This is a genomic window from Shewanella halotolerans (assembly GCF_019457535.1).
Taxonomy (GTDB): Bacteria; Pseudomonadota; Gammaproteobacteria; order Enterobacterales; family Shewanellaceae; genus Shewanella; species Shewanella halotolerans.
Window position 1 is genome coordinate 4,395,860 of record NZ_CP080417.1, and the last position, 26,234, is coordinate 4,422,093.

The following is a 26,234-nucleotide window of genomic DNA, read 5'->3' on the forward strand; positions in this document are numbered from 1 at the left end:
CTTTTTATTGCGGCAAACTAAACATGATCTCAACCAGCTGACCCTCTCTTTCAACCATCAGAGAAATTTCGGTCAATTCTGGCAACTGCGCCATCACTTCCAATGCTTGGCTCATATCAGTCAGATCATAGCCGTTCATTGATTTTGCTAAATCGTTGGCCTTAAAGCCAGCCTGTTCAAATAATTGTCTGTCCTTGCCCGGATTCAGGCGATATCCCTGCAGCTCGCCGCCGACGTTGACTGGTGAGATAGCAAGGTAATCGGTGATCTTGCTGGGGTCTTCCAGCAGGGCGTCGCGCGACTCTTCCAGCTCTCTGGAGACGGCGCTGTTGCTACGTTTGTCTATGGTGCGCACATCGCGAGAGGAACGTGCCTCTTGCAACTGGCTATTGGCTGCCCCCTGGGTCTCATACTTGAGGCCATCGAGCATCAGGGTCTCATAGCGACCACTGTTGGAGATGATGATGCGATCGGCATACACCTCTTTAAGCGAGGCCGAGGTGCCCTTGATCTTATCGCCTAGGCTATAGGTGTTCTGGCTGCCGCCCGACTCGATCACCGCCAGCCCATGTTGCTCTGCGGTCGAGGCAACCACCCCGGTCAACTGAATCGACAGCGAGGTCTTAGGGGCATCGGTGATCTTCTCTTCCACCACGGGCTTGGGCTTATCCGAATTAGGATCTGCCTTACCGAAGAGGGCTAACGCTTGCAGCGTAGAGACATTCACCTGAGACGATGACTGACTGCTGGAGACAGGGGTCGCCTGCCATTTTTGTGGGGTTTCTGCGACGGGCACCAACTTCCATGTGATCTGCGCCAATAGATAGATAGCGATAATCAAACCGAGCCAGAATACGGCCGAACTCAGAGGCTTCTGCGGTACGGCAGAGGCCTTAGATATTACTTTGTCTAATAAATCCATATTATTGTGGACCCTCTTTGCAGGCCTCTAATCTGATTATGATAATTTCCTAGCTGTGGCTCATGCTAACCTACACAGCTAATCGCAACAAGCCCATAACAGTCTCTTTATTGGCCTATAGAGCCGATTTATGCTAACTTTACGCGCCGAAAAAGGGTGTGAGGTCTGTCGCTATCTCATCTGTTGGCTAACGACAAGTATGGACTATTTTTTCAGCCTGTGAGCTTGCACATCTTTATACACCTAAGGAGACCTGATCACCATGACCTCAGAAAAAGAGCTTGGCGTTCGGCTCGACAAGTGGCTGTGGGCCGCCCGCTTCTACAAGACGCGTGCAATCGCCAAAGAGATGATCAACGGCGGTAAGGTGCACTACAATGGCCAGCGCACTAAGTCGAGTAAGCTGGCCGAAGTCGACGCCGTGATTAGATTACGACAAGGATATGACGAAAAAGAGATCGTCATAAAAAAATTATCCGAGCAGCGCCAGAAGGCGGTGGTCGCCCAAACCTTATATGAAGAGACGCCAGAAAGCATAGCCAAACGCGAGACCTATGCCGAGGCAAGACGCTTGAATGTGCTCAACAATCCCGCGCCGGATACCAAGCCAGACAAGAAACAGCGTCGCCAACTAATACGCTTTAAAGAAAGCTAACTGTGAGACACAAATGAGTAAAGATATCTTAAACCGTTACCTATTCGACAACGCCGATGTGCGCGGACAAATCGTACAGCTAGAGAAGAGCTATCAAGAGATCTTGTCGGCCCACACCTACCCTGAGGCCATTGCCCGTCTGCTGGGCGAACTGATGGCGGCCACCTCTTTACTCACCGCCACACTGAAATTTGATGGCGACATCAGCGTCCAGGTACAGGGCAACGGCCCGGTATCCCTGGCGGTGATCAATGGCAACAACCTGCAGCAGCTGCGCGGTGTCGCGCGCTGGGAAGGCGAAGTCGCCAAAGAGGCCAGCCTGCAACAGCTGATGGGCCAGGGACACATGGTGATCACCCTGACGCCCAACAACGGCGAGCGTTATCAAGGCGTAGTGGCGCTGGAGAAGGAAACTCTGGCCGAATGCCTGGAGCAATACTTCCTGCAATCTGAGCAGCTGCCTACCGCCATCCGCCTCTTTGCCAACGGCAAGCAGGCTGCCGGCATGTTGCTTCAGGTTCTACCGGGTGAGGACGAGCACAACGAAGAGTTCGAACATCTTGAGCAGCTGACCAGCACCATCAAGGCCGAAGAGCTATTCGAGCTGGAAGCCACAGAGGTGCTGCACCGTCTGTATCACCAGGAAGAGGTTCGCCTGTTCGATCCTATCGAAGTCACCTTCTCCTGTACCTGCTCACGCGAGCGTAGCGGTCAGGCACTCAAGACGGTAGCCAAAGAGGAGCTGGACGCCATCCTGGCCGAACAGGGCAAGATCGAGATGGGCTGCGAATACTGCAACAGCAGCTACAGCTTCGATTCTATCGATATCGAGGCGCTATTCAAAAACGCCCCCAAGGCCGATACTCAGCAGTAAATCATTGGCTTAAATTCATGATTAATAGAGGATGCCTGTGCGCATCCTCTTTTTTTCACGATTTTCGCGATCTTCCTCACACATTCAATTCCGCTTAAGTTACAATCGGGCCTCTGCCTATCATGCAGATAAAACAAAAACAAGCTGGCACAGACCGGCCAACCCTACTCGAATGATGGAGACCTTACAGATGGCGGATGGATCTAAGCAAACTCATAAAAATCCCTCTACGGCACAACTAGTTGAGTTTGCACTCGCACGCGGCGAAGGAGAGCTAACGGCGAATGGTGCATTAGTGGCAAAAACCGGCGAGCGTACCGGGCGTTCACCGAACGACCGCTTTATCGTGAAAGAAGCGAGCAGCGAAAATGATATCGATTGGGGTTCGGTTAACAAGCCGTTCGCCATGGATGCCTTTAACGCCCTCTGGGATCGCGTCGCAACCTACTTGGCCGACAAAGAAACTTTCGTTTCTGAGCTGGAGGTGGGTGCCGACCCTGAGCACTACCAACCCATTGAAGTTAAAACTGAAACCGCCTGGCATCAGCTCTTTGCCCGCAACCTGTTTATCGTGCCTGAGCAGTTTAACGTCGCCAACAAGCCTGTATGGCAGATCATGAACGCACCGGGTTTCGAGTGCGATCCTGCTCGCGATGGCACCAACTCAGACGCCACCGTCATCATCAACTTTGCCGATCGCAAGGTACTGCTGGCTGGCCTGAAGTACGCCGGCGAGATGAAAAAGTCTATGTTCTCTGTGCAGAACTTCCTGCTGCCTGCCAAAGGCGTGCTGCCAATGCACTGCTCGGCCAACGTCGGCAGCGAAGGCGACACTACCCTATTCTTCGGCCTGTCTGGCACGGGCAAGACCACCCTATCAGCAGATCCTAAGCGTTTCCTTATCGGCGACGACGAGCATGGCTGGGCACCGGGCGGCGTATTCAATATCGAAGGCGGCTGCTACGCCAAGTGTATCGATCTGAGTCAGAAGAACGAGCCGGTTATCTGGGACGCGATCCGTTTCGGTACCGTACTGGAAAACGTCACTCTGGACGAGCAACGCATCCCAGACTACAGCAACACAGAGCTGACCGAGAACAGCCGCGCGGCCTACCCACTGGAGCACATCGCTCAGCGTAAGGAAGAGAACCGTGGCGCCGAGCCAAATGCCGTAGTCTTCCTGACCTGTGATGTGTCTGGCGTGCTGCCACCTGTGTCTAAGCTCAGCAAAGAGCAGGCGGCCTACCACTTCCTCTCGGGTTACACGGCTAAGGTGGGTTCGACCGAGATGGGCTCGACCTCTGCGATTCAGTCAACCTTCTCGACCTGTTTCGGTGCACCTTTCTTCCCACGTCCGGCTGGCGTCTACGCCGAGCTGCTGATGAAGCGTATCGAGTCATTCGGTAGCCAGGTTTACCTGGTCAACACCGGCTGGACCGGCGGTCCACACGGCGTAGGTAAGCGTTTCGATATCCCAACGACCCGCGCCATCGTCGATGCCATAGTAAGTGGCGAGCTAAAAGACGTGGAAACGGTTCACATCGACAAGCTGAACCTTGACGTGCCAGTAGCTGTGACTGGCGTCGATGCCAAGCTACTTAACCCGGTCAACACCTGGGCCGACAAGGCAGAGTACGACAAGTATGCTCAGCAGCTGGCCGAAGAGTTTGCCGCCAACTTCACTAAGTACGACGTGTCTGACGCCATCAAACAGGCTGGCCCTAAGGCTTAAGCCCTGGGTCTGATGACAATATTTAAAATGGCCCTTCGGGGCCATTTTTTATTGCCTAACCCTCAGTAAGTCCCGCCTTCCAACCTACCCGATCGGGTAATGGTAATTTAATCAAAGCCATAGATAATGTCCTTTCAGCCGTATTGGACCTCGGCTAAGTTGTCGTTGTCGGGTCCTTTTTATTGTTAATATTTGTAAGGACACAAATATGCGTTTAACTCACCTTAGCTCTCTACTGCTCGGTACCTGTCTACTCAGCGCCTGCGGTGGCTCCAATAACGATTCAGATACCCCAACCGACGGTGGCACGCCGCCTCCCACGAGTTTCGACCATAGTGTTGTCGGCACTGTGGTGTACCAAGGCGCAGTAGCCGGCGCCGAGGTCTGTGTGGATCTCAACCAAAATGCCAGCTGTGATAGCGATGAGCCAAGTGCCATTGCAGATGGCGAGGGTAAATACCAGATAGACTGGAGCAGCGATATCGAGATGCCCGTCTATGATCTGATCGCCAATTGGCAACAGGCAGCTGAGGCCAGCAGCAAGCCAGCCCTGCTCAAGGCGGCATTCCGCGCCGATGCGCTCAATGTCAATGCCTCCAAATCCGATAGCAATCAGGGCGTGATCTCCATGGAAGGTGTCGGTAAGTTGGTCGCCCTGCAGGAACACGGCGGTGAGATCAACCCTATGACTCATCTGGAGTATCAGCGCGTTGCCCGCATGCGCGCCGCCGGTACCACGTCCCTTGATATCGTCACTCAGCGCGGTCTGCTGGCCGCTCTATTGCTGACTATCTACGATCGCGACGGCAATCCCTATAAACTGAGCGCCGAGCAATCCCTCGCCCCTGAATTTATCGACATCTACCGACTGCACCGTCATCTAGAGGCGCTGATCGGCGAGCAGCTCAGCGATGTGCTGGCCGTGGATGACATCATGTCGATTACCCGTGACCAGCTAAAGACCTTGGTAGAAGAGAGTGGCATGAGCACCGAGGATTATTTAGCCAGCGACCCCATGGCGGTGCGCTTCCTGGTCAACAATGCACTGATCGCCGAAGAGTATATCGAGACGCCAATAGACGCGAAGATCATGTCGGACGCCGACTGGCAGGTGATCAATAACCACTTCCTTGAGGACGACCAGCTGCATAGCAACTTCACCCTGGCCCCCGCCACACTACGGAGCCTCTTTACCCTCACTTATGGCACGCCCGATCTCACCTTCGTAGGTTCTATCGTCGAGGGTAAGGTCAATGGTCGGGTATTCGATGATCGCGACGGAACTGACACTCCAGAGGAGTGTTGGAACAAGGAGCTAAAACATTGGGTTATCGAAGGCGACAAAGACTATCAGCCGCCCGAAATTAAGTACGAAAACAACACACTCCAGACTGTGTACAGTGGCACCTCGGTACCCATCACAATCGAATTCACTAAATACTCAGGCACTGGCGAGGAGTGGCAGGCCATTCTCAGCACCACGCCACCGGCACTCAAGCTGGCCGAACTCAACTGGCCAAGCCAGGTGTACCGCTACCGTGGAAAGCAGGCAGATGACGTGATGTGCCGTGTACGGGGTGAGTTCGCCACCTGGCCCATGCCGAGCCATCAAGATCCAGAGCTCTTGACCACGGCGGATGTCGCTCGCCTCTTCTGGCCAGCCTTCTACCCAGACGATGTAGTGGTCGATGAAGAGAACAAAACCATCAAGCTCAACATCACAGGAGAGGTCACGACTTATCAATGGTCGCTGAGCACCAGTCCAAGCGATGAGCCTGTCCTGCGTATGAAGCAGATAGACCTGCCAGCCGCCTATGCCGAATTTGTCTCTGTCGATAACTATCTGATCCAAGGCGATAAGCTCATCGAAGTCAGTATCTACGAGGCCACCGACTACAGCGGTAAGTTCGGCGATTACCTCAGTATCAGCTTCGACGGCAATGAAGACAACTTCAACCAGCGCTTCTACAAACACCTAGAGGCGATCGTCAAGGGGCAATAACCTAAGCCGGACGCGTTTGAGCTTACTGCTAAGCAAAAGTAAGGCATAAAAGTCAGCTAAATAAGAAAGAGGATGGTGAATGCCATCCTCTTTCTTTCCCCAACAGTCCAGCCAAGACAAGCCGTTTTACCAAAAAAGCGACTCAACTCTCCACAAAGCCTGCCGCTCGCATCCAATACTTAGACTCAGTACTTAAGCTCAGCTTGGGCTTTATCCTCAGGGTAAGCCTTAATTCACAGACTCTTCTCCTCGCCCGTGCTACGCTGCGCGCCTGCAAGACTATACTCATTTCAAAAGCATAACTGACGACAAGACGAGGCAAAGGTGAAAACCAAGACAAGTAGGCTATTAGGCAATATCGGGGTGCAGGTGGTGATCGCCATGATTATCGGCGCCGCCGTCGGTTTTATCATGGGTGAACAGGCCAGCATGTTTGCCCCCCTGGGCACCATATTCATCCACCTGATCAAGATGCTGGTTATCCCTTTGGTGCTGGTTTCCATCATCTCGGGCGCCGCCAGCCTGGGTGACAGCCCCTCGGCAGGCAAAATAGGCATAGGTACCTTCGGCTTCTTCATCATCACCTCGGGCGTGGCCGTCGCCTTGGCACTCCTGCTGGGCTCACTATTCCAACCCGGTAACGGCGTCGATTTCACCGCCCACAGCGCCAGCGGCCTGATGACGGTGACCGAAGAACATGGCGCCCTGCCCGGCGTGATGGACACCTTTATCGGCATGATCCCCACCAATGTGTTCGAATCGCTGACCGGCGGCAATATCCTGCAGATCTTGGTCTTTAGCATCTTCTTCGGCATCGCCCTCACCAAAGTAAAGGGAGAAGGCAGCAAGCCAATCCTGGCGGCGCTCAACACCATAGTCGATGCCTTCGTCTGGATGATCAACTGTGTCATGGTGATCGCGCCTATCGGAGTATTTGGCCTGATGGCCGATTCTGTGGGCACCTTCGGCTTCGACGCGTTAGAGGTGGTCTTTAAGCTATTCGCCGTGTTTGTCCTCGGCATCTTGCTGTTTGGCTTCCTCTTCTTCCCGCTGCTGGTGCAGCTGTTCTCCAATGTCAGCGCCAAGAAGTTCATCAGCGTCATGAAGAAGCCTCAGGTGATGGCACTTTCTACCGCCTCCTCAATGGCCACCCTTCCGGTGAACATGGAAACCTGTGAGGAGGAACTGGGGGTCTCTAAACCCACCGCCTCCTTCGTGCTGCCCCTGGGCGCCACCATCAACATGAGCGGTAACGCCATCTACTACGGCCTAGTGGCCATCTTCTTTGCCCAGATGTACGGCATAGATCTCAGCCTGGGCGCCTATGTGGCCATTATCTTCACCTCGACTCTGGGCGCCATAGGTCAGGCCGGCGTACCCGGCCCCTCCTTTCTGGTGGTAGCCGTGCTGCTGGCCGCGGGCATCCCCATCGATGGCCTGCCGCTACTGTTCGCCCTGGACAGAGTGTTTGACATGATCCGCACCTCGCTCAACATCACTGGTGATGCGGCCTGCGCCGTGATCCTAGATAAATACACCAAGGGCGAATAACAGGCTGATGATCTCTTAGCCGGGTGCCATTGGCATCCGGCTAACTGCTGTTAAATACCTGCCATCGTCCATTTGGATCCGCACCCGAACTATACTTTCCTCTCCAAGCGAGTCCAGTCTCAGCGCCATTTCCTACCGTTTAAAAGTCAAACAAACCAAACTTTATGTAAAGCACGCTTGACCTTGATTCTTTTTTAGCCTAACTTGTTATGTAAAGGGTGTTTGACATTTTTAGCAAACGAGAGGAACTGCACATGAAACAGATCATCGACGCCATCTGCTCCAGAGGGCTACCGTCAAGGGATATTCAAAATGCTAACCGGGTGAACCTGCTCGCCCTGCTGTGGGCACTAAGCCTGGGCGGCACCTCCTTCCTTGCCCACCAAGGCTATCTGGCCAGCACCTGGGTCGTGGTAAGCTGCTTCATCCTCCATGGCGCCATCGGCATCTGGATGCTGTTTGCCTTCAAACGCTTCCTGCGTCAGCTCGATGAGATGGAGCGCAAGATACAGCTAGATGCCCTGGCCTTGGCCGTCGGTGTCAGCATCATTGGCTTCTCCCTCTACTCGATTCTGGATCTGGCGGATCTGCTACCAGACCTCAAGGCGGCCTATCTGGTGGTGCTGCTAGCGCTCACCTATATGCTGGGGATCATCTTCGGGAGACTGAGCTACAGATGAAGAACCGTCTAAAACCCCTGCGCGCCGAGCGCAACTGGACTCAGGCCGACCTGGCGGGACTGCTGGATGTATCACGCCAGACCATCAATGCCATCGAGAAGGGCAAATATGATCCCAGCCTGCCACTGGCCTTTAAGATCGCCCGGCTGTTTCAACTGCCCATAGAGGCAATCTTCGAGGAAGACGAGGCCTAGGCCTCAGGCCTACTAATATATCCCATGGCCCCTATTGACTCAGGGGCCTTTTAGATCGACACTCGCCGAAAATTGACCCGCAGAATAGCCCAAGACGTCATCCCGCCCGTAAGCCCTCTGCACCAGACATAGTAAATTAGGACCACACCATGAATCTTGATGCTTGGGTAGCTATCGATCCCTTTCGCTGGCGCGAACTCGGCTGCGCCGTGCTCTGCGGCCTCATCATAGGCCTGGAACGCCAACTCAGGGGCAAACCCGTGGGGATACGCACCTCATCGCTGATCGTGCTGGGCACTTATATCTTCATCACCGCCTCCATGACTGTTGCTACCTCGGTATCGGATCCCTCGCGCATCATAGGCCAGGTGGTCACCGGCATTGGCTTTCTGGGGGCAGGCGTCATGCTGGCCAAGGAAGGGGTTGTTGTCGGCGTGACCTCGGCCGCAGCCATCTGGGCGCTGGCGGCGATTGGTGTCTGCATCGCCGTGGTCGACCCCTTTGTGGGGATCAAGCTCTCCCTGCTGGTGGTCGCCATCCTCTATGGCGTAGATCTGCTGGAGGAATACTCCTCGCTGTTCACCCGAGGCGTACACACTAAGTATCGCAACTGGCGCCGTAACGGCTATTGATCCATAAGGTGGGGCGCCTCGGCGCGCGCCAGACACCACACCTGCACCTGGATATAACGCGCCTCAAACAGCTTGGCGATCTCCTTGGCCGTGGTGCCGGTTGTCACCACATCGTCGATCAGCGCGACACGCTGAAAATCGAATTCCTCAATCAAACGAAAGGCGCCGGCAAGATTACGCCGTCGCTGCTTACCCGTCAGCCCTGCCTGGGGCGGTGTATCACTGAGCCGCTCAAGGGCGTCGGGCAGCACAGGCAACTCGAGGGCCCGGCCAAGCTCATGGGCGATAACAAAGGCCTGATTAAAGCCGCGCTCACGCAGGCGGCGTGGATGTAAGGGCACGGGCAATAAGGCCTGAGGCAGGCTAATAACCTTCGCCTCAGCCAGCAGCCGAATGCGCCTCACCAAGGCCTGCACCAAGGGAGTCAGACCGGCGAGTTGTCCCTGATACTTGATAGCCGCCACTATCTCCCCCAGCCCCTGATGATAACTGGCAGGCGCCACCACCTTGAGGGGCTGACTCGTCATGCAGCTTCCGCAATAGGCACTCTGCTGAGGCATAGTTCGACCACAGCCCAGACAAGCCGGCGACGCATAGAGCCCGGCATCGAGACAGGTGAGACAGATGCCTCGCTGTGGCAAGACCATCCTTTGATGGCAGATCATACAGCGATTGGGTAGACTAGCCGCCAGCAACCGCCGCAATTGCACAAGCCACTGCCAGCGCGATAAATGCAGATGAGTTCTATCCATTTAACTAACCTTATGATCCAGAGGCAACTTAGTGAGTCAGCAATCCTTGCATATTGAAACTATAGGCCAAGGCCGCCCCATCGTCCTGCTGCACGGCTGGGGGGTAAACAGCGCCGTATTTACCCCCTTGCATCACACGCTCAAAGATCATCAACTCCTGTTAGTCGACCTGCCCGGCTTTGGCGATAGCCCGGCCATAGAGGGAGACCTGGATGCCTGGGTCGATCATCTCATGGGACAGTTGCCAGAGCGGGCTATCTGGGCCGGTTGGTCACTGGGGGGACTGGTCGCCACCCGCGCCGCCCTACGTTATCCAGAGCGCATAAATGCCCTGCTGACCATAGCCTCCTCCCCCTGCTTCATGGCGCGGGATGACGAGGGCTGGCCGGGGATTCCACCACAAATTCTGGGGCAGTTTGGCGATCAGCTGGAAAAAGATCTCGGTAAGATGATCGAGCGTTTCCTGGCCATCCAGGCCATGGGGAGCGAGACCGCCAAGCAAGATATCAAGCAGCTCAGGGACTTGGTGATGGCCAAGCCGCTACCGGATGCAGACGCCCTGCGCGCCGGCTTACAGATGCTCAAGGAGGTGGATCTCAGAGACCAGCTTAATCAGATACAAGTGCCCTGGCTCAGGGTGTGGGGAAGGTTGGACGGCTTGGTGTCTCGCCGGGTACAACCGCTGATGCCGGTTTGCGAGTCACGCTTTGAGGATCTTGTGCTACCTAAGGCCTCCCATGCGCCCTTCTTCTCCCACAGGGATGCCTTTGTCGAAGGGGTCGAAGCCTGGCTGCAGACGCTTAAAGAATAATCACTTTAATTTATAACACTTTTTGGTTATTATTTAGGCAATACGCTAGGAGTTTTCTATGTTAGTGGTGACCAACTATCCGCAAGTGCCTATCGCGACGACCAACGCCGCGACCGATAGCGCGCGGGTAGAGAGTCAGCAACGCCCACCTATCATACCTGCGCCTCAACTCGCCAAGAGCAACGAAGAGCGCCCCTTCAATCCCCAGAATGAGCGCGCGGCGGATCAGGCCAACATTCAGGCAAAACTCAATGAGAAGGTGCAGGCCAAGCAGCAAGGGCAAGGCCAGCATCAGCAGGAAGGTCAGCAACAACAGCAACAGGCGAAACAAGGCGCAGCCACCATCATAAGGCCGCTGATGATGAAGCCTGCGCTGGCACGCCGCGACATACGTAGCACGCAGGCTGAGACGCCAAAAGAGCCCCAGAAACCTAAGACCCGCTTAGAGAATCAGGCCAGCAGCTTCTATCAAAGCGTGTCGGCCCACATCGCCAGCTTCTACCAGACTCAGACCCTCCCCAAGGGAGAGCCCGAGTTATCCACCTTTATCTGATCGACGCTTCATCCGACGACGTGTTCGATGCCGTGTTCTGCTGCGGCGTCTGATACAGCTGTTGTTGGTAAGCCATGCTGCCCCACAGCGCCCACGACAAGGCTGTCTGCTTCATCTCATCACTCTGCGCCTTATGGGTCAGGGTATTGTTGGCAAAGTCGTAGACATAGCCGGTCGGCTCACGCTCTGGCTGCAGGATCACCACATCGTCACCACGCAGATAGGCCATGTTCTTGTCGTACTGCATCAAGGCGCGGCCCGGCCAGTCGTCATCCATCTTGGTCAGATCCCGTCCCAGCATGGGGTAGCTACCCGAGACGCCCATCAAAGACAACAGGGTAGGCGCCAGATCGATCTGGCTGGCGACACGTTGGTCCATCTTAGGCGCAATGCCATCACCTATGATGATCGCCGGGATGCGGAACTGCTCCACGGGTACCAGAGAGGCACCGCCTACGCGGCTCTCATGGTCGGCCACCACCACAAATAGTGTGTCTTTCCAGTAGCTGGACTCTTTGGCCAGCTTAAAGAACTCACCCACGGCGTAATCGGCATACTTGGCCGTGTTATTACGGGTCTGCTTAGGCTGATCGTAGAGCTCGATACGGTCATCGGGAAACTCGAACGGCTCATGGTTAGAGGAGCTGAACACTAAACTAAAGAAAGGCTTACCCTCCTTATGGAACTGCTCAAACTCGTTATTGGCTCGCTTGAGCAGGTCTTCGTCCGACACGCCCCAAGAACCGACAAACACAGGATCTTTATAGTCGTTCTGATCCACGATATCGCTAAATCCGTTGCCCAGGAAGAAGCTGCGCATGTTGTCAAAATGGCTCTCGCCGCCATAGATAAACTGGGTCTCATAGCCGTTCATCTTCAGCAGATCGGCGATAGTGAAGAAGTCCGTCTGACTCTTACCTAGCTTAACCACGGAACGTGCCGGGGTCGGCGTAAAGCCGGTAGTGACCGCCTCGATGCCGCGCACCGAACGGGTACCCGTGGCGTACAGACGATTGAAGGCCCAGCCCTCTTGCGCCAAGGCATCGATATTAGGCGTCAGCGGCAGGCCGCCAAGGTAACCGGTAAATCTCGCCCCCAGGCTCTCCTGCAGTATGATCACCAGGTTCTTGGGCTTGCCCTGGAAACTCGCCTGGTTATAGGTCACGCTCGGCAGAGACTCAGAGGTGAAGGCGCTTAGCGGGCGACCACTGTCTTTACGTATGTTGTCTATGATCTGGCTCTTCTCCAGCTTGCCATACACCTTAGAGGCATTGGCTTCCGCCGCCATCTGATCTATGGCAAACACCAGCGAATAGGAGGAGTTCACCACCAGAGAGTTCACCAGCGGATCGTCGGCGAAGGCCACCATGGCAGGATTAAGCGGTCTGTGCCCCAGGCTAGAGCGCGCGCCCATCAGGGTCACGGCGATAACCAGTAGGGCAATGGCCGGGCGCCAGAACCAGCGTGGATAGACCACCTCTTTCAGTAAGCGCCCACTCAGGCGCCAGCCGCCCCACAGACTCAGGGTGCTGACGATCAGCCCGAGGAAGATCTCTCCCTTACGGCTGGTCCACAGCATGGAGAGCACCTCTTTGGGGTAGATGAGGTATTCGATATAGAGACGATTCGGTCTCAGACCATATTCATCGATAAACGAGGGAGTCGATAGCTCGAGGAAGATCATCAACCAGAGGCCTAGGGTCAGCCAGACTCTCAGTACCGACTTCCAGCCACGGCCGACGATGTGGTCGCCACCAAAGATGGTGGTGCCTAGGGCGGCGATGCCCCATAACCAACACAGAGTGGCAAAGTCGACCCTCAGTCCCTGAAGCAGCAGGTGTGGCCAGCCATCAACGGAGGCGACCCTATCGGCCTGCCAGATGCCCAAGCCGATACGGCTCAGTGTCGTGATGGCCAGGGCTATCAGGCCAAAGTAGACAATGGCCCGCATTGGCCCATGTTTCTTGTGGGACGTCGTCATGGTTTCCTCAATCAAAATCGTTATCGCTTAATGGGTACGAGCATGTTCGCTCGGCAATGTGCCATTTTGACATAAAAGTCAGTAAAAAGTTCGAAAAGTGTAACAGGTTAAATAAGACGTGAATTATCAGCTAAATAGTGGATTCCCACGCTTTATACCCGCCAAGTGCCCCCTGTAATCTATTAAAAAATCGAATAGTAACTATCTTTCGATCTCCCCTCTCCCTGAGTAGGATAGCGCCAGGCAAGTCAACAAAATCATTGAAAACAACCAGATAATAGAAAGTTCTCGGCTCTGCGCCGCATAAAGACGATACGCCCAGGGCTCGCAATTGAGTCCCTCATGGCCACCTGCCGAGAACAGTGTCAGCCAGCAAGCCTTAGGGCCTCGTAAATACATAAAAATAACAACTGGTTATTTTCTAACAGCTTAAACACGACAACTCATACGGTTACACATGCATTCATATCAGAGATCCACGCCAGAGGCGCCCTATGGCTGACTACCTCATTAGCTATAGCTTCGAATCACCCACACCGCTGAGCGGCCGTCCCAGCCCCAAGGCGAACAAGACACACCTGGATAACACCCTCAGCGCCAGCGTGATAGTCAATGCCCGCGGCCTGACGCTCGCCAAGCAGAAAGTGATCGCCAGGGGTAAACAAAATGGCGTCAGGCGGCTCAAGATACTCTCTGCCGAACTCCTGCTCTAGCTGCAGTGCTAGCGACCAAGCAGTTCCATACGTAAGCCACATATAAAAAAGGCCGCAAATGCGGCCTTTAAAAACGGTAAAGCGAGATTACTTCTTCAATTTGGCGAAGGCATCGGCAAAGGCATTACCCATGGCCGCGTTGGCTGGCGCCTTAGGCTGCTTGTACTGGCCCTTAGCCTGGTTCTTGCCCTGTGGACCTTTACCTTGATGTCCCTTGCCTTGGCCCGCTTTCGCCTGGCCCTTGGCGCCTTGGTGAGACATTTGCTTCTCGCCCGGCTTCTCGTCCAGACGCATGGTCAGGCTGATACGCTTACGCTCGGCATCGACCTCCATCACCTTGACCTTGACCACGTCACCGGCCTTCACCACAGTGTGAGGATCGCTGACAAACTTGTCGGTTAGCGACGAGATGTGCACCAGACCATCCTGATGCACGCCGATATCGACGAAGGCACCGAAGTTGGTCACATTGGTCACCACGCCCTCTAAGATCATCTCCACCTTAAGATCTTTGATCTCCTCGACCCCTTCCTTAAACACGGCGGTCTTGAACTCGCCGCGGGGGTCACGACCCGGCTTATCCAGCTCGCTGAGAATATCTTCTATGGTCGGCAGACCAAACTCCTCGGTCACAAACTCCTTAGCATCGATCTGCTTGAGCAGATCTGTGTTGCCAATCAGGGCATCCACCGCCTGCTGCTGCGCCTTGGCGATTCGCTCGACCAGAGCATAGGTCTCGGGGTGCACTGCGCTGGCATCCAGCGGGTTGTCGCCCTCACGAATACGCAGGAAACCGGCGGCCTGCTCGAACGCCTTGGGGCCGAGACGCGGCACCTTAAGCAGCTGTTTACGCGAGGTAAACTGACCATTTTGGTCACGATACTCGACGATATTACGCGCCAGCGTCTTGTTCAGGCCGGCCACCTGAGTCAGCAGCGGCATAGAGGCCATGTTGAGATCCACACCCACGCCGTTTACACAGTCTTCCACTACAGCCTCGAGGGATTGTGACAGCTGACTCTGACTCACGTCATGCTGATACTGACCCACGCCGATAGACTTAGGCTCTATCTTCACCAGCTCGGCCAGCGGATCCTGCAGACGACGTGCGATAGAGACGGCGCCGCGAATCGACACGTCCAGCTCGGGAAACTCCTCCGCCGCCAGCTCAGAGGCGGAGTAGACGGAGGCGCCCGCCTCGCTCACCATAATCTTGGTGAGTGACGGCATCTCACTCTTCAGCTCGGCAATCAGCTCGCCCGCCAGCTTGTCGGTCTCACGTGAGGCGGTGCCATTGCCAATGGCGATCAGCTCCACCTTATGCATCTTCACTAAATTCGCCAGGGTACGGATCGACTTATCCCACTGGTTTTGCGGTGCATGGGGGAAGATGGTGGTGTGGGCCATCAGCTTGCCCGTGTTGTTGACTATGGCCACCTTGACGCCGGTTCTCAGCCCTGGGTCCAGACCCAGCGTGGCCTTGGCACCGGCAGGCGCCGCCATCAGGAGATCGCCAAGATTTCGGGCAAATACATTGATCGCCTCTGTCTCTGCACGCTCACGCAGCTTGGCGATAAACTCAGTCTCCATCTGCAAGGCTATCTTGATGCGCCAGGTCGAGGTCACCACCAGCTTGAGCCACTGATCCACCGGCGAGTCGCTCAGCTTAAGACCGAAGTGATCGGCGATAATCACCTCGCAGTAACTGCCTGACTTGGCCTCGCTGTCTGGGTCGGCATTCATGCTCAGGCTCAGTACGCCCTCGTTGCGACCACGCAACATGGCCAGGGCACGATGAGAAGGCACATTCATCAGCTTCTCGCTGTGCTCGAAATAGTCTCTGAACTTGGCGCCCTCTTTCTCCTTGCCCTTCACCACACGGCTCTCGATCATGGCGCTTTGAGTCAGGTGTTGGCGCACCTTCTGCAGCAGTTCGGCGTCTTCGGCGAAACGTTCCATCAGGATGAAACGGGCACCATCGAGCACCGCCTTCACCTCATCAAACCCGGCCTCGGCATTGAGGTACTCGCTCGCCAGGGCCTCGATATCTGCCTGACGATCACTCAGCAAACGATCCACTAAGGGCTCGATACCGGCCTCGATGGCGATCTGCCCCTTGGTACGACGCTTAGGCTTATAAGGCAGATAGAGATCTTCCAGGCGCGTCTTGCTGTCGGCCTGATCTATGGCGGCCTGCAGCTCGGCGGTCAGCTTACCCTGGGCCTGAATGCTGGAGAGGATCACCTGACGGCGATCGTTGAGTTCGCGCAGATAGCCCAGACGACTATACAGGGTGCGCAGTTGGGTATCGTCTAAACCACCTGTGACCTCTTTACGATAACGCGCCACGAAGGGAACCGTCGCGCCGTCATCCAATAGAGTGATAGTTGCCGTCACTTGCTGCTCACGAACATTAAGTTCCTGAGCGATGATTTGTGCAATATTTTGCATAGATTACGTCGTGCCCAAATAGAGAGTTAAGTGCCGCCAAAGATAACACAGCCCAGGGGCAAGTTGTACGCCCTATCTGTCGCAACCCTAGATAAAGCAGGGTAAATTAGGCGACACGTCTCTCAGTTTAGCCGCGTTTTTCGCATAGCTCCTGCCAGCGGCGCGTTGCCTCAGGCTGACCGTTACGATAGCCGATGTAACAGTTGAGCTTCTGGGTGGTATCGCTCTGGAATGACTCCTCGATAGGCGCCGGCACCTCAATAAGATGCAGGCCGCCACTGGCGATGCAGCCACACAGGATATCGACAAACTCGCCATCGTACCGGCACAGATGTCCCTTGCCACCATAGGCCTGAATCAACAACTTAGGATCGAATCCCTCATGGTTACAGGCATAGATGGGCGCATCGCCGGCCTTACCCAGATGGAAGATGTTGTTGCGCATGTAAACGATAACCAGGTTAGCCCCCTGCTTCTGCAGGTTGATCAGCTCATTCGCTTGGAAGTTGAAGCCGCCGTCACCGGTGATCACCACCACGGGCTGGGCGCTGCCCTGCTCGGCAAGCTGATCTACCACGGCCCTGGCATAAGGCAGGCTGGTGCCCATGGCCGCATACCAAGGGTTGGCCAGATAGCTGCGGCCGATATCGCTGCCGAGTGTGGACAGCTCGAAGCTGGCAAACAGTGAATTACCCACCTCCGGCACGAAGATGAAGGGGCGCTCGCTAGCCCGCTGCACCGCGTTGATGCAGGCCGCCAGATGATGATAACCCAGCTCAGCATCGCTGGCGTTCAGAGGCGTTGACGCCAAGTTAGATTCGACATCAAGGCTCAGATGCACGGGCGCCGCCTTGATAATAGGCTGCTCGCTCAGCAGCTCCATCACGGCGGTGATATCCGCCTCCCACTGGGCCGTGCCCTTAAGCATGGTCTTGTTGCCATGATTGTCTATGGCATGGGTCTGGCTGCTAAAGGCATTGTTGGTGTCTGAAGGGAAAATCGCCGTGCCCAGCTCAAGCACATAGTCGGCCGTAGACTCGATATACTCCTGATGTGGCAAGCGGCTGAACACACCGTTGTAGCTGCCAAGGCAGAGTGGCTTCGACTCATCCAGCATCCCCTTACCAAACCAGGTGGTGGCATAGGGCAGCTTGTTCTGTTCGCAGAAACTTAAAACTTTCGCCAGCAGCGGCGCATTCAACCTGAGCTTCTCACCGAGGAATACCAGCGGCGCCTTGGCGCGCTGCAGCTGGTTGCGGATCTGACTGGCGATCAGCTCGGCGCCGCTCAGGTTAAGCGCCTGGGGCCTTAACTCACTCGGGCAAGTCGGCAGGCTCAGCGCCTGGGTGGGCTGATAGATAAGATCCCGTGGCACCTCGATATACACGGGCTGACGATTCACATAGGCATGGGTGAGCAGCTGTAGAAACTGCTCCGCCGCCACGTTAGGCTGACCGCTGTGACGCTGGCCCTGTAGACGCTCGGCGCGCACGCCCAGCGCCTTGAAGGCGTTGAGCGCCGCATCGAGATCCGTATGCCAGGCCGTGTGGGGATGTACGCTGTGATGCAGCGCCTGACTGTTGATCTCCGCCTCGCCAGGCGCGCCCGAGATAAACACCACGGGCAGGCCTTCGGTGCGCGCCAGGGCCGCGGCCGAGGTGCAGGGCAGGCTACCGACAGTATAAGTGGTCATGCAGACCCCGAGAGGGTTCAGCTCGGCCTGGGCGCAGGCGCTGAAACCTGCGTGCATCTCGTTGCTCGAGGGCAATACCGCCACTCGTTTATCCAGGGTGTTGATCAGGTTAGCGACGAAGTCGCCGCCGACACCATAGACACGTTTCACACCGAAGAAGGCCAGCAGCTCGGCAATGCTATCGCCAAGCAGCGGCAGATGGGCGGCGTAGTCGGCGCCAAAGTTAGATTCGATCGATACAGACACGTTAGACTCTCGGGTTGTCCAAAAATGTCTGTAGCCTAGGGGCTGCGGTGCATCTGTGCCTTGATCGAGATCATCAAGGCTTAGCGCGCAGTGCTATGCCAATGACAAACCACAGTGACAAGATATCGTTACAGGGCTCATATTAGGCAGATATTGATTTGTTTATCAGCGAATTAACTGAGGCTGGAGGCGTTAGCCCAGGCTTACACCCGGGCTGAAATCGCGAAGGCAGGTTTAGTCCTCGAACGCCTTATATTGGATCTTGTTGACGTACCACTCCTTCTTACCGGCAGGGGTGTTGACCACCACTTCATCGTCCACCTGCTTGCCGATCAGCGCCCTCGCCATGGGCGAGTCTATGGTGATATAACCGAGCTTGGTATCCAGCTCATCCTTGCCGACGATACGATAGCGCACTACCTTGCCCGCCTCGTCCTCCAGCTCCACCCAAGCGCCGAAGAACACCTTGCCCTCCTGCTGGGGCGAGTAGTCGACGATCTGCAGATCTTCCACTCGCTTCACCAGATAGCGTACCCGGCTATCGATTTGACGCAGTAAACGCTTGTTATAGGTGTAGTCGGCGTTTTCGCTACGGTCGCCCTGGGCCGCCGCCTCCTGCACCTTCTTGGTGATCTCGGGGCGGTACTCTTTCCATAAATACTTAAGCTCTCTGTCGAGCGCTTGCCACCCTTCGCGGGTGATCAACATGGCTTTCATCTTTCTCTCGTCACACCTCAATAAGATGCCAGGCAACCGCCCGCACATCGAATGATTTTCGGCTGATAATAACCAGCGCAGCCGCAGAAAAACAATAGCCCAGTGGCACGACCTTGGCGAGGCGATAAGCCAAACCATCTCCTAACCACCCGTCGCCCGGCGGTTTCAATTTGGTTACAATTTCCCGGCGAACAGTATAAAGGCATATATTTTCTATTGGTATCAGTATGTTACAACGGTTTTATTTCTAGCGCTGTGGAAAATCACCGCAACTCTGAATGAAATCTCGCTAGGCTTTTAAATAGCAAAGCGGCTATATTAAGCAGGCACATAAGATTAATATTGAAATTCAGCCAGTTGAGCGATAAACCTCGAGCCGATCGCACTGAAATAAGGGATAGAGAGCATGGGACAAGAAACCTCTAAAATTCTCGTTGTCGACGATGATATGCGCCTAAGAGCCCTGCTAGAGCGTTACCTGATGGAACAGGGTTACCAGGTCAGGAGCGCCGCCAATGCCGAGCAGATGGACAGGCTGCTGGAGCGGGAAAACTTCCACCTGCTAGTGCTGGATCTTATGTTGCCGGGCGAGGATGGCCTCTCAATCTGCCGTCGCCTGCGCCAAAATGGCAATACGATTCCCATAGTTATGCTGACCGCCAAGGGTGACGAGGTGGACCGCATCATAGGCCTTGAGCTGGGCGCCGACGATTACCTGCCCAAGCCTTTCAACCCCAGAGAACTCCTTGCTCGTATCAAGGCGGTCATGCGCCGTCAGGCCCCCGAGGTCCCGGGTGCGCCGACACAGCAGGAAGAGGAGATCACCTTCGGTGAATTTACCCTTAACCTGGCCACCCGCGAGATGTACCACGGCGAAGAGGCGATCTCCCTCACCAGCGGCGAATTTGCCGTGCTCAAGGTGCTGGTGAGTCATCCCAGAGAGCCACTGTCACGGGACAAGTTGATGAACCTGGCCCGCGGCCGCGACTATTCGGCGCTTGAGCGCTCGATCGACGTACAGGTATCGCGCCTGCGTCGCCTGATCGAGAAAGATGCCGCCAACCCAAGATATATCCAGACCGTTTGGGGCCTGGGCTATGTGTTTGTGCCCGACGGTGCCGCGCGGCGTTAGCCCCGGCCATCGTCCCCAATAATGAGCTGGTTTAAACGCTTTCTTCCCCGCAGCGCCTTCAGTCAGACAGTACTGCTGATAGGCTCGCTGCTGCTGGTCAATCAGCTGGTCTCCTATCTCTCGGTGGCTGTGTACTTTATTCAGCCCACCTACCAGCAGATCAACCAGCTGATCGCCCGCCAGGTAAACCTGCTGTTCGTCGACGGCGTAGATGTCGGCCGCGAACACCTGTCCATGGTCGATGCCCTCAACGCCAAGGTGCGCGACGACAGCATGGAGATTTACAACCTTAAGGATGCCCGCGAGGCCGGGGTCGACCGCGCCGCCTACTACAGTCTGCTATCGGCGCAGATGTCAGAGCATCTGGGCGGCAAGGCCGAGGTGCGCATCGCCCAGGGCAAGGAGTTCGAGATCTGGATCCGCCCGCCCCAGGCGCCATCGGTATGGATTAAGGTGCCTCTGACCGGCTTCAACGAATTTGGTCTCTCGCCCCTGACCCTCTACCTCATGGTGATCGGTGCCCTGAGTGTCGCCGGCGGTTGGTGGTTCGCCCGTAAGCAGAACAAACCGCTCAAGCGTCTGCAGAAGGCGGCGATCTCCGTCTCCCGGGGCGACTATCCCGCGCCCCTGCCTCCCAGTGGCTCCACAGAGATCATCGAGGTAACCAACGCCTTCAACCAGATGTCCCGCAGCATGCAGCAGCTGGAGCAGGACAGGGCTTTGTTGATGGCGGGGATCTCCCACGATCTGCGCACGCCGCTGACTCGCATCCGTCTCGCCTCCGAGATGATGGTGGAGGAAGATGAGTACCTCAAAGAGGGCATAGTGCATGACATCGAGGATATGGACGCCATCATCAACCAGTTTATCGCCTATATACGCCAGGATCAGGAGGCCAATCGCGAACTGGTGCAGATAAACGATCTGCTGCAGGATATCGCCCAGGCCGAGACCAACCGCGACGGCGAGATAGTGCTAGCGCTAAACGAGTGCCCCGAAATTCCTATGCAGGCGGTGGCGGTCAAACGCATCATCAGTAACCTGGTAGAGAACGCCTTCCGCTACGGCAACGGCTGGGTGAGATTGAGTTCCAATTTCGACGGTCGCCGGGTCGGCTTCGGCGTGGAAGACAACGGCCCAGGCATTCCCAGTGACCAGATCCACAAGCTGTTCCAGCCCTTCACCCAGGGTGATAGCGCCCGCGGCAGCGTCGGCTCAGGCCTGGGATTGGCAATCATCAAGCGGATAGTCGACCGTCATCAGGGCCAGGTAGTACTCACCAACCGCCCCGAAGGCGGCCTGCATGCCCAGGTATGGCTGCCTTTGGAATAGTTGCCTCTCGGCCCCTCCCCTAAACCCTGGCAATAGCTCACCCTCTTCTCATACTCAGACGTCATACCTAAGTGCCAATGTCATCAATTTGCAACAATTACGTCATATTCTGGCGCAAACTGTCACTGGCGCGCGATCATGAAAATTTCCACTCTCTCCCTCTGGGCCTCTGCCACCCTGTTACTGCTGGCCGCACTCTTGGCCGGTGTCGTCGTATGGAGCAATCAGGAACGTGCCCAGATAGAACAGAAGAATCAGATGCTGGCCGATCTGCAGCAGCAGTTTCTGGTCGAGGTTCGCCGCCAGCTGGAGAGCTACCTGAGCACGGGTAATAGCCAGCAGCTGAGCAGCGCCAAGCAACAGCTTCAGACCATAGCCGCCAGCCTGAACCAACTCTCTCACGAGGAAGCCGACCGGCTACAGGGGTCTATCTCGGCTTTTATCAAAGACTTGGACACCCAATACCGCGCCGCGGGTAAGCTGGCCGGCAATCCCCGTCAGCTGTTGGCCCACGCCGAGAGCGAGATGATCTCCTACAACCAGCACCTGGCCGAGTATGCCGACAAGGGTCTGGCGGAAAACCCGAAACTCGCCAAACAATACCTGCAACTGACCCAGAGTCTACCACCTCTGGTGTATCAGCTGTCACAGTTAACCCAGGACTATCTGATTGGCAAAGATCAGCGCCTCAAGTCCCTGCTGGCGACTCAGATCCAAGCCCTGACCGACTGGCACGACCAACTGGCCAAGCTGCCGCTACTCGGCCTGTATGAGGCCCAGGAGGCCGACGAGTTTGCCCTGGGCGATGACGAGGCGGAACAGATAGAGATAGGCGAGAGCTATTACAGCGAGCTGCTCTCCCTCAGCCAGCGCTATGGCAAAGAGGTGAGCAACACCCACCAGATGCTGACCGCCAACCAGGCCGCCCAGGAAGCCATGATGGCCGCCATCGTCCGCATCGAAGATGAGCTGCTCCAGCTCGGCCAGGCGCAGCAGGCGCAAAACCTGCACCTCAAGCAACAGCTACAGACCCTGCTCTACGGCGTGGTCTCAGTGCTGGCGGTGTTCGCCCTGGTCTACCTCCTGTTACAACAACGCAGGGTGGTAAAGCCCCTCAGACACCTGAATCAGGCCTTCATGCGCCTGAGCGAGTCCAACAACCGCGAGCGCCTGACCATAGAGCGACGCTGTGAAACCGGCCAGATCGCCGGTCACTTCAATCAGCTACTCGATCGCTTCGAGGCGGAAGACGCCGCCCAACGCGTCAAGATAGGCCAGATCTCCACCTCGCTGTCACAGCTGGTACACCGCATTACCGAGCTGACCCAGGGCACAGAGACCACACTGGGCATAGTCGACACGGCGCAGAATCAGACCGAGCAGGTGCGCGCCATCGCCCGTGAGGTGAGCGAACTCTCCAGCCAGGTCGAGCAGCATGCCCAGCAGACCCACAGCCAGATGCTCGCCAGTCAGGAGGAGGTGCAGGCCTTCATGAGCGCCGCCGACGAGACTCAGCAGGCGGTGAGCCACTGCCACCTCTCTTTAGGCAGCCTGACCACCTCGGTCAACGACGTCTCCACCATACTGGATGTGATCGGCAACATCGCCGAGCAGACCAACCTGCTGGCCCTCAACGCCGCCATCGAGGCCGCCCGCGCCGGCGAGCAGGGACGCGGTTTCGCCGTGGTCGCCGACGAGGTGCGCAACCTGTCTCAACGCACCCAGGAATCCTTGCAGCAGGTGGTGACCATATTGAGTCAGCTCACCGAAGCCAATCAGCAACTGACCCTGAGCGTAGAGGGAATAGCTAGCACCAGCCAGAAGCAGGCCCAGGGGGCTCAGAATCTCTGGCAGGTGACCCAGACGGTACAGCAACAGTCACAAGAGATGACAGAGACCGCCAAGCAGGGCAGCCGCTTCAGCGTCGATCAGGCCAGCCACCTGGATAGCCTGTCACAGGCGATGGAGTCGCTGAAACAGCACGCCATGGCCGCCGCCAGTCAGAGCGAGGTGATCGCCGATGAGGTGGCTCAAGGGGTCGCCGACATCGAGGCCAGCCTGGGTATCGACGGACAATCTCTGGATAACGCCGCCTAACATAGAGACTCGGGAGCAAACTGGAATCTGGCCAGCAGAAAAACTAGCCATTTTATGCTAATGTGCGCCGCACCATAACGGATGATGAACCACAGAGGCGCCTCATGAAGACCACGCTCGCACTCGGCCTAGCCGGCCTACTCAGCTTTCCTGCCCTAGCAGACTCAGACAACTCCCCCTTCGCCATGTCACTCATAGCTGGCCTGGAGTCCTACCCGGATTCAGAGTTCAGCTCCATGTCACGTGGTGGCGGCCTGTCGTTTATCTGGGACGACCTGCGTTACGACAATGTCTACCAGCTGGATAACAACTACTTCCGGGTGCGTGGAACCTACTACTACGAGCGCGACTCGGAAAAATACGATGAAGACAGATTCCGTAACTCCATGGATCTGCGCTTCAACTATCAGCGTCCCTTCGCCCGCTTCGGCGAACAGCAAGACTACCTGCTGAGTTTCCATGGTCGCTACGAAGGCCACTACAACAGCCAGCAGCTAGAAGAATTCGAACAGCTGGCGGTAGCCGGGCTGTCACTCAACCGCCGCTTCAGCGACGTCAACCACTATGATCTCGGCCTGACGCTCGGCCTGGGCTACAGCGAAGAAGAGAAAGATGACGACTGGCCGCGTGAGGAGATGGGCCGCACCGAAGAGGAGCTCAACCGCGCCGGTTTTGGCTATTTCTTCGAATGGAGCAATAAATACACCTTCGCCCACACGGGGGTGCAGCTCGGCGCCAAGTGGAGCCGCTTCGACGGACAATGGGGCTATGACGCAGACAAGTTCTACACCATGGACAGACTCACCCTGGAGGTGATCATGCCACTGGCCAATCAGAACAACCTGCTGCACTTCACCACCCAATATATCAACCGCGACTACGAGGTGGATCTACTGGGCTTCGAAGACACCCTCTATCGTGTCGCCGTGGAATATGTGCACTACTTCTAAGGCCCTGTATTAAAGCTTTGTTTTTGAGACTTGTTTTAAAAAGCTGTTTTAGTGCCTTTTAACATCTAGCCACAAAAAAGGGAGCCAAAGGCTCCCTCTTTATTTGCAGCGACTTATAACGCTGCCAGTACCACCTCTGCCTTGCTGACCTCGAAGCTCTTGGGCGCCTCGACATTCAGCAGAGTCACCACGCCGTTGTCGATCACCATGGCGTAACGCTGAGAGCGAATGCCCCCAAAGCCGGCGGTGTCCATCTCCAGCCCCAAGGCCTTGGTAAAGCTGGCATCGCCATCGGCCAACATCATCAACTCGCTGGCATTTTGCGCCTCGCCCCAGGCCTTCATCACGAAGGCATCGTTAACCGATACACAGGCAATCATATCGACCCCTTTGGCCTTAAACTGATCCGCCAGCACCACATAGCCGGGCAGATGCGCCTCGGAGCAGGTTGGAGTAAAGGCGCCGGGTACGGCAAACAGCACCACCTTCTTGTTGGCAAACAGTTCATTCACATCATGGTTGACCATGCCGTTCTCGGTGAGCTGACCTAAGGTGGCGGCGGGTAATGTTTGTCCTTGGGCTATCATGGAAAAATCCTTATGGTTAACAGAAAACTTAGGCGGCCCAATTTGAGCCTTATCCAATCGCAAACCTAAGCAGATACCTGAAGCATAGCCGTTATTGGGCGAGACAAACACGGACGAATGTTAGGGTTTCTCTTACCTGCCTTCTGGCTGCGACTCAGCTTTAGGCCTGAGGCGGCGATAGGCGCCGCGACAACAATGGCCGCAGCCGTGTAGCGTCAACTCGCAAAACATGGCAAACAACAGGCCGAACACCAGGCCAAAGGCGATGGCGCGGCCATCCAGCAGTATGCTGTGGCTGAAATGCTGCCACACCTGGTCTCGGATCTCTGGTAGGGGCGCCAGCACAAGCCTGTCGAATCCGCCGTAGCCAGATTGATTAAACTCAGTCAGCGCCGCAGACAGCAACTGATACCTCTGATACAGCGCCTCTATGCTCTCGCCGCCAGCGTTGAACACGGCGTCGGGATTCTGCTTGTAGTGGGCGATCAGCTTGTCGATATCGCCGCCGAAGAAACGGTCGGCATCGCGCTGAAACTCCGCCAGACTCTGTTTGGCCTCCTGGGTATGAGCCGCAAGCGCCTTGCCATACTGATCCACAAAGGCTGGCACCTGCACCCCGAGCAGCACGCCGCAGACAAACAACAAAAGCCTGAGGTAATCCATTAAACGTCTAATCATCTTTTCTGGCCCTCCGGCAAAACGTGCTATTTGCTCTCTAACCTGACCTCAGGGTGCTGGGCACTGGCCTGCTCGTGATAGATATCATCCAGATAACTAAGCAGCTGATCTTCAGCAAGCTCGGGCGGGATCACCACCTCATAGACGCGGCTACGCATCCCGGTTTGCGACTCATTAAACAGCTGCCACTCCTCGCCCACACGCCGCACCGACATGGACCTGCCAAACACATTCACCCTGATCATCGCTCACTCCCAAGACGCCACTAGATTAGCAAGCTAACACTCGCCGCCGGGCAT

Annotated in this window: 24 protein-coding genes; 15 read left to right on the top strand and 9 right to left on the bottom strand. The window is 56.0% G+C overall.

The window, feature by feature from the left end:
- Positions 1 to 4: 4 nt before the first annotated feature.
- The gene (gspC, locus tag K0H81_RS19040) at positions 5 to 922 is read right to left on the bottom strand and encodes a type II secretion system protein GspC (protein WP_144201422.1); all 918 of its coding nucleotides are present in this window, start codon (positions 920 to 922) and stop codon (positions 5 to 7) included.
- Positions 923 to 1,184: 262 nt separating this feature from the next.
- On the opposite strand from gspC, the gene hslR reads away from it, so the two are divergent.
- The 8 genes from hslR to K0H81_RS19080 all read left to right on the top strand — a co-directional run bounded on the left by hslR (position 1,185) and on the right by K0H81_RS19080 (position 9,242).
- Positions 1,185 to 1,577 (top strand): ribosome-associated heat shock protein Hsp15, encoded by a 393-nt coding sequence (hslR, locus tag K0H81_RS19045; RefSeq protein WP_011867415.1) that lies wholly within the window; start codon positions 1,185 to 1,187, stop codon positions 1,575 to 1,577.
- 13 nt (positions 1,578 to 1,590) lie between these two features.
- Positions 1,591 to 2,451, top strand: coding sequence for an Hsp33 family molecular chaperone HslO (gene hslO, locus K0H81_RS19050; RefSeq protein WP_144201420.1), 861 nt, complete (start codon positions 1,591 to 1,593; stop codon positions 2,449 to 2,451).
- A gap of 190 nt (positions 2,452 to 2,641) precedes the next feature.
- Positions 2,642 to 4,183, top strand: coding sequence for a phosphoenolpyruvate carboxykinase (locus K0H81_RS19055; protein WP_011867417.1), 1,542 nt, complete (start codon positions 2,642 to 2,644; stop codon positions 4,181 to 4,183).
- A 208-nt stretch (positions 4,184 to 4,391) separates the two neighbouring features.
- Positions 4,392 to 6,185: a hypothetical protein gene (locus tag K0H81_RS19060; RefSeq protein WP_220059358.1), complete on the top strand. Its 1,794-nt coding sequence runs from the start codon at positions 4,392 to 4,394 to the stop codon at positions 6,183 to 6,185.
- 324 nt (positions 6,186 to 6,509) lie between these two features.
- Complete coding sequence (locus K0H81_RS19065; protein ID WP_220059359.1) at positions 6,510 to 7,736, top strand: dicarboxylate/amino acid:cation symporter; 1,227 nt, start codon at positions 6,510 to 6,512, stop codon at positions 7,734 to 7,736.
- Positions 7,737 to 7,990: 254 nt separating this feature from the next.
- A complete protein-coding gene (locus K0H81_RS19070; protein WP_144201413.1) occupies positions 7,991 to 8,416 on the top strand; it encodes a hypothetical protein in 426 nt (141 codons plus the stop codon).
- Entirely contained in the window at positions 8,413 to 8,610 is a 198-nt protein-coding gene (locus K0H81_RS19075) for a helix-turn-helix transcriptional regulator (RefSeq protein WP_011867421.1), read from the top strand. Before K0H81_RS19070 ends, K0H81_RS19075 begins: the two co-directional genes overlap by 4 nt.
- Positions 8,611 to 8,759: 149 nt before the next feature.
- Positions 8,760 to 9,242, top strand: a complete 483-nt coding sequence (locus K0H81_RS19080) for an MgtC/SapB family protein (RefSeq protein ID WP_220059360.1) — start codon at positions 8,760 to 8,762, stop codon at positions 9,240 to 9,242.
- Here K0H81_RS19080 and K0H81_RS19085 read toward each other — a convergent pair.
- The gene (locus K0H81_RS19085; RefSeq protein WP_220059361.1) at positions 9,236 to 9,994 is read right to left on the bottom strand and encodes a ComF family protein; all 759 of its coding nucleotides are present in this window, start codon (positions 9,992 to 9,994) and stop codon (positions 9,236 to 9,238) included. The genes K0H81_RS19080 and K0H81_RS19085 overlap by 7 nt on opposite strands.
- 31 nt (positions 9,995 to 10,025) lie before the next feature.
- On the opposite strand from K0H81_RS19085, the gene bioH reads away from it, so the two are divergent.
- Positions 10,026 to 10,805, top strand: coding sequence for a pimeloyl-ACP methyl ester esterase BioH (gene bioH / locus K0H81_RS19090; RefSeq protein WP_220059362.1), 780 nt, complete (start codon positions 10,026 to 10,028; stop codon positions 10,803 to 10,805).
- A gap of 58 nt (positions 10,806 to 10,863) precedes the next feature.
- Positions 10,864 to 11,358 carry a hypothetical protein gene (locus tag K0H81_RS19095; RefSeq protein WP_220059363.1) on the top strand — a complete coding sequence of 165 codons (495 nt, stop codon included), beginning with the start codon at positions 10,864 to 10,866 and terminating at the stop codon, positions 11,356 to 11,358.
- Here K0H81_RS19095 and K0H81_RS19100 read toward each other — a convergent pair.
- The gene (locus K0H81_RS19100; RefSeq protein ID WP_220059364.1) at positions 11,351 to 13,339 is read right to left on the bottom strand and encodes an LTA synthase family protein; all 1,989 of its coding nucleotides are present in this window, start codon (positions 13,337 to 13,339) and stop codon (positions 11,351 to 11,353) included. The genes K0H81_RS19095 and K0H81_RS19100 overlap by 8 nt on opposite strands.
- A 494-nt stretch (positions 13,340 to 13,833) precedes the next feature.
- Between K0H81_RS19100 and K0H81_RS19105 the strand changes: the two genes are divergently transcribed.
- Positions 13,834 to 14,052 carry a hypothetical protein gene (locus tag K0H81_RS19105; protein WP_160796810.1) on the top strand — a complete coding sequence of 73 codons (219 nt, stop codon included), beginning with the start codon at positions 13,834 to 13,836 and terminating at the stop codon, positions 14,050 to 14,052.
- A gap of 87 nt (positions 14,053 to 14,139) precedes the next feature.
- Here K0H81_RS19105 and K0H81_RS19110 read toward each other — a convergent pair whose 3' ends face one another.
- From K0H81_RS19110 to greB, 3 genes are all read right to left on the bottom strand, one after another.
- Complete coding sequence (locus K0H81_RS19110; RefSeq protein WP_220059365.1) at positions 14,140 to 16,503, bottom strand: Tex family protein; 2,364 nt, start codon at positions 16,501 to 16,503, stop codon at positions 14,140 to 14,142.
- Between the two features lie 127 nt (positions 16,504 to 16,630).
- Complete coding sequence (locus tag K0H81_RS19115; RefSeq protein ID WP_220059366.1) at positions 16,631 to 18,442, bottom strand: thiamine pyrophosphate-binding protein; 1,812 nt, start codon at positions 18,440 to 18,442, stop codon at positions 16,631 to 16,633.
- A 234-nt stretch (positions 18,443 to 18,676) separates the two neighbouring features.
- The gene (greB, locus tag K0H81_RS19120; protein WP_144201397.1) at positions 18,677 to 19,159 is read right to left on the bottom strand and encodes a transcription elongation factor GreB; all 483 of its coding nucleotides are present in this window, start codon (positions 19,157 to 19,159) and stop codon (positions 18,677 to 18,679) included.
- A gap of 406 nt (positions 19,160 to 19,565) precedes the next feature.
- Here greB and ompR point away from each other — a divergent pair, with 406 nt between their 5' ends.
- The 4 genes from ompR (at position 19,566) to K0H81_RS19140 (ending at position 24,670) form a co-directional block, all read left to right on the top strand.
- Positions 19,566 to 20,291, top strand: a complete 726-nt coding sequence (gene ompR / locus K0H81_RS19125) for an osmolarity response regulator transcription factor OmpR (RefSeq protein WP_011867431.1) — start codon at positions 19,566 to 19,568, stop codon at positions 20,289 to 20,291.
- A gap of 21 nt (positions 20,292 to 20,312) precedes the next feature.
- The gene (gene envZ, locus K0H81_RS19130; RefSeq protein ID WP_144201395.1) at positions 20,313 to 21,623 is read left to right on the top strand and encodes a two-component system sensor histidine kinase EnvZ; all 1,311 of its coding nucleotides are present in this window, start codon (positions 20,313 to 20,315) and stop codon (positions 21,621 to 21,623) included.
- 138 nt (positions 21,624 to 21,761) lie between these two features.
- Entirely contained in the window at positions 21,762 to 23,720 is a 1,959-nt protein-coding gene (locus K0H81_RS19135; protein WP_220059367.1) for a methyl-accepting chemotaxis protein, read from the top strand.
- Positions 23,721 to 23,824: 104 nt separating this feature from the next.
- Positions 23,825 to 24,670: a hypothetical protein gene (locus K0H81_RS19140; RefSeq protein WP_144201391.1), complete on the top strand. Its 846-nt coding sequence runs from the start codon at positions 23,825 to 23,827 to the stop codon at positions 24,668 to 24,670.
- Between the two features lie 113 nt (positions 24,671 to 24,783).
- Here K0H81_RS19140 and K0H81_RS19145 read toward each other — a convergent pair whose 3' ends face one another.
- From K0H81_RS19145 to K0H81_RS19155, 3 genes are all read right to left on the bottom strand, one after another.
- On the bottom strand, positions 24,784 to 25,257 hold the full coding sequence (locus K0H81_RS19145; RefSeq protein WP_144201389.1) for a peroxiredoxin: 474 nt from the start codon (positions 25,255 to 25,257) through the stop codon (positions 24,784 to 24,786).
- Between the two features lie 132 nt (positions 25,258 to 25,389).
- A complete protein-coding gene (locus K0H81_RS19150) occupies positions 25,390 to 25,935 on the bottom strand; it encodes a DUF2937 family protein (protein WP_220059368.1) in 546 nt (181 codons plus the stop codon).
- A 26-nt stretch (positions 25,936 to 25,961) separates the two neighbouring features.
- Complete coding sequence (locus K0H81_RS19155) at positions 25,962 to 26,180, bottom strand: DUF7661 family protein (protein WP_011867437.1); 219 nt, start codon at positions 26,178 to 26,180, stop codon at positions 25,962 to 25,964.
- Positions 26,181 to 26,234: the final 54 nt, after the last annotated feature.

Coding starts and splice junctions, on each gene's coding strand:
- gspC (WP_144201422.1), bottom strand. CDS start 922: ATGGATTTATTAGACAAAGTAATATCTAAGGCCTCTGCCGTACCGCAG.
- hslR (WP_011867415.1), top strand. CDS start 1,185: ATGACCTCAGAAAAAGAGCTTGGCGTTCGGCTCGACAAGTGGCTGTGG.
- hslO (WP_144201420.1), top strand. CDS start 1,591: ATGAGTAAAGATATCTTAAACCGTTACCTATTCGACAACGCCGATGTG.
- K0H81_RS19055 (WP_011867417.1), top strand. CDS start 2,642: ATGGCGGATGGATCTAAGCAAACTCATAAAAATCCCTCTACGGCACAA.
- K0H81_RS19060 (WP_220059358.1), top strand. CDS start 4,392: ATGCGTTTAACTCACCTTAGCTCTCTACTGCTCGGTACCTGTCTACTC.
- K0H81_RS19070 (WP_144201413.1), top strand. CDS start 7,991: ATGAAACAGATCATCGACGCCATCTGCTCCAGAGGGCTACCGTCAAGG.
- K0H81_RS19075 (WP_011867421.1), top strand. CDS start 8,413: ATGAAGAACCGTCTAAAACCCCTGCGCGCCGAGCGCAACTGGACTCAG.
- K0H81_RS19080 (WP_220059360.1), top strand. CDS start 8,760: ATGAATCTTGATGCTTGGGTAGCTATCGATCCCTTTCGCTGGCGCGAA.
- K0H81_RS19085 (WP_220059361.1), bottom strand. CDS start 9,994: ATGGATAGAACTCATCTGCATTTATCGCGCTGGCAGTGGCTTGTGCAA.
- K0H81_RS19095 (WP_220059363.1), top strand. CDS start 10,864: ATGTTAGTGGTGACCAACTATCCGCAAGTGCCTATCGCGACGACCAAC.
- K0H81_RS19100 (WP_220059364.1), bottom strand. CDS start 13,339: ATGACGACGTCCCACAAGAAACATGGGCCAATGCGGGCCATTGTCTAC.
- K0H81_RS19105 (WP_160796810.1), top strand. CDS start 13,834: ATGGCTGACTACCTCATTAGCTATAGCTTCGAATCACCCACACCGCTG.
- K0H81_RS19110 (WP_220059365.1), bottom strand. CDS start 16,503: ATGCAAAATATTGCACAAATCATCGCTCAGGAACTTAATGTTCGTGAG.
- greB (WP_144201397.1), bottom strand. CDS start 19,159: ATGAAAGCCATGTTGATCACCCGCGAAGGGTGGCAAGCGCTCGACAGA.
- ompR (WP_011867431.1), top strand. CDS start 19,566: ATGGGACAAGAAACCTCTAAAATTCTCGTTGTCGACGATGATATGCGC.
- envZ (WP_144201395.1), top strand. CDS start 20,313: ATGAGCTGGTTTAAACGCTTTCTTCCCCGCAGCGCCTTCAGTCAGACA.
- K0H81_RS19135 (WP_220059367.1), top strand. CDS start 21,762: ATGAAAATTTCCACTCTCTCCCTCTGGGCCTCTGCCACCCTGTTACTG.
- K0H81_RS19140 (WP_144201391.1), top strand. CDS start 23,825: ATGAAGACCACGCTCGCACTCGGCCTAGCCGGCCTACTCAGCTTTCCT.
- K0H81_RS19145 (WP_144201389.1), bottom strand. CDS start 25,257: ATGATAGCCCAAGGACAAACATTACCCGCCGCCACCTTAGGTCAGCTC.
- K0H81_RS19150 (WP_220059368.1), bottom strand. CDS start 25,935: ATGATTAGACGTTTAATGGATTACCTCAGGCTTTTGTTGTTTGTCTGC.
- K0H81_RS19155 (WP_011867437.1), bottom strand. CDS start 26,180: ATGATCAGGGTGAATGTGTTTGGCAGGTCCATGTCGGTGCGGCGTGTG.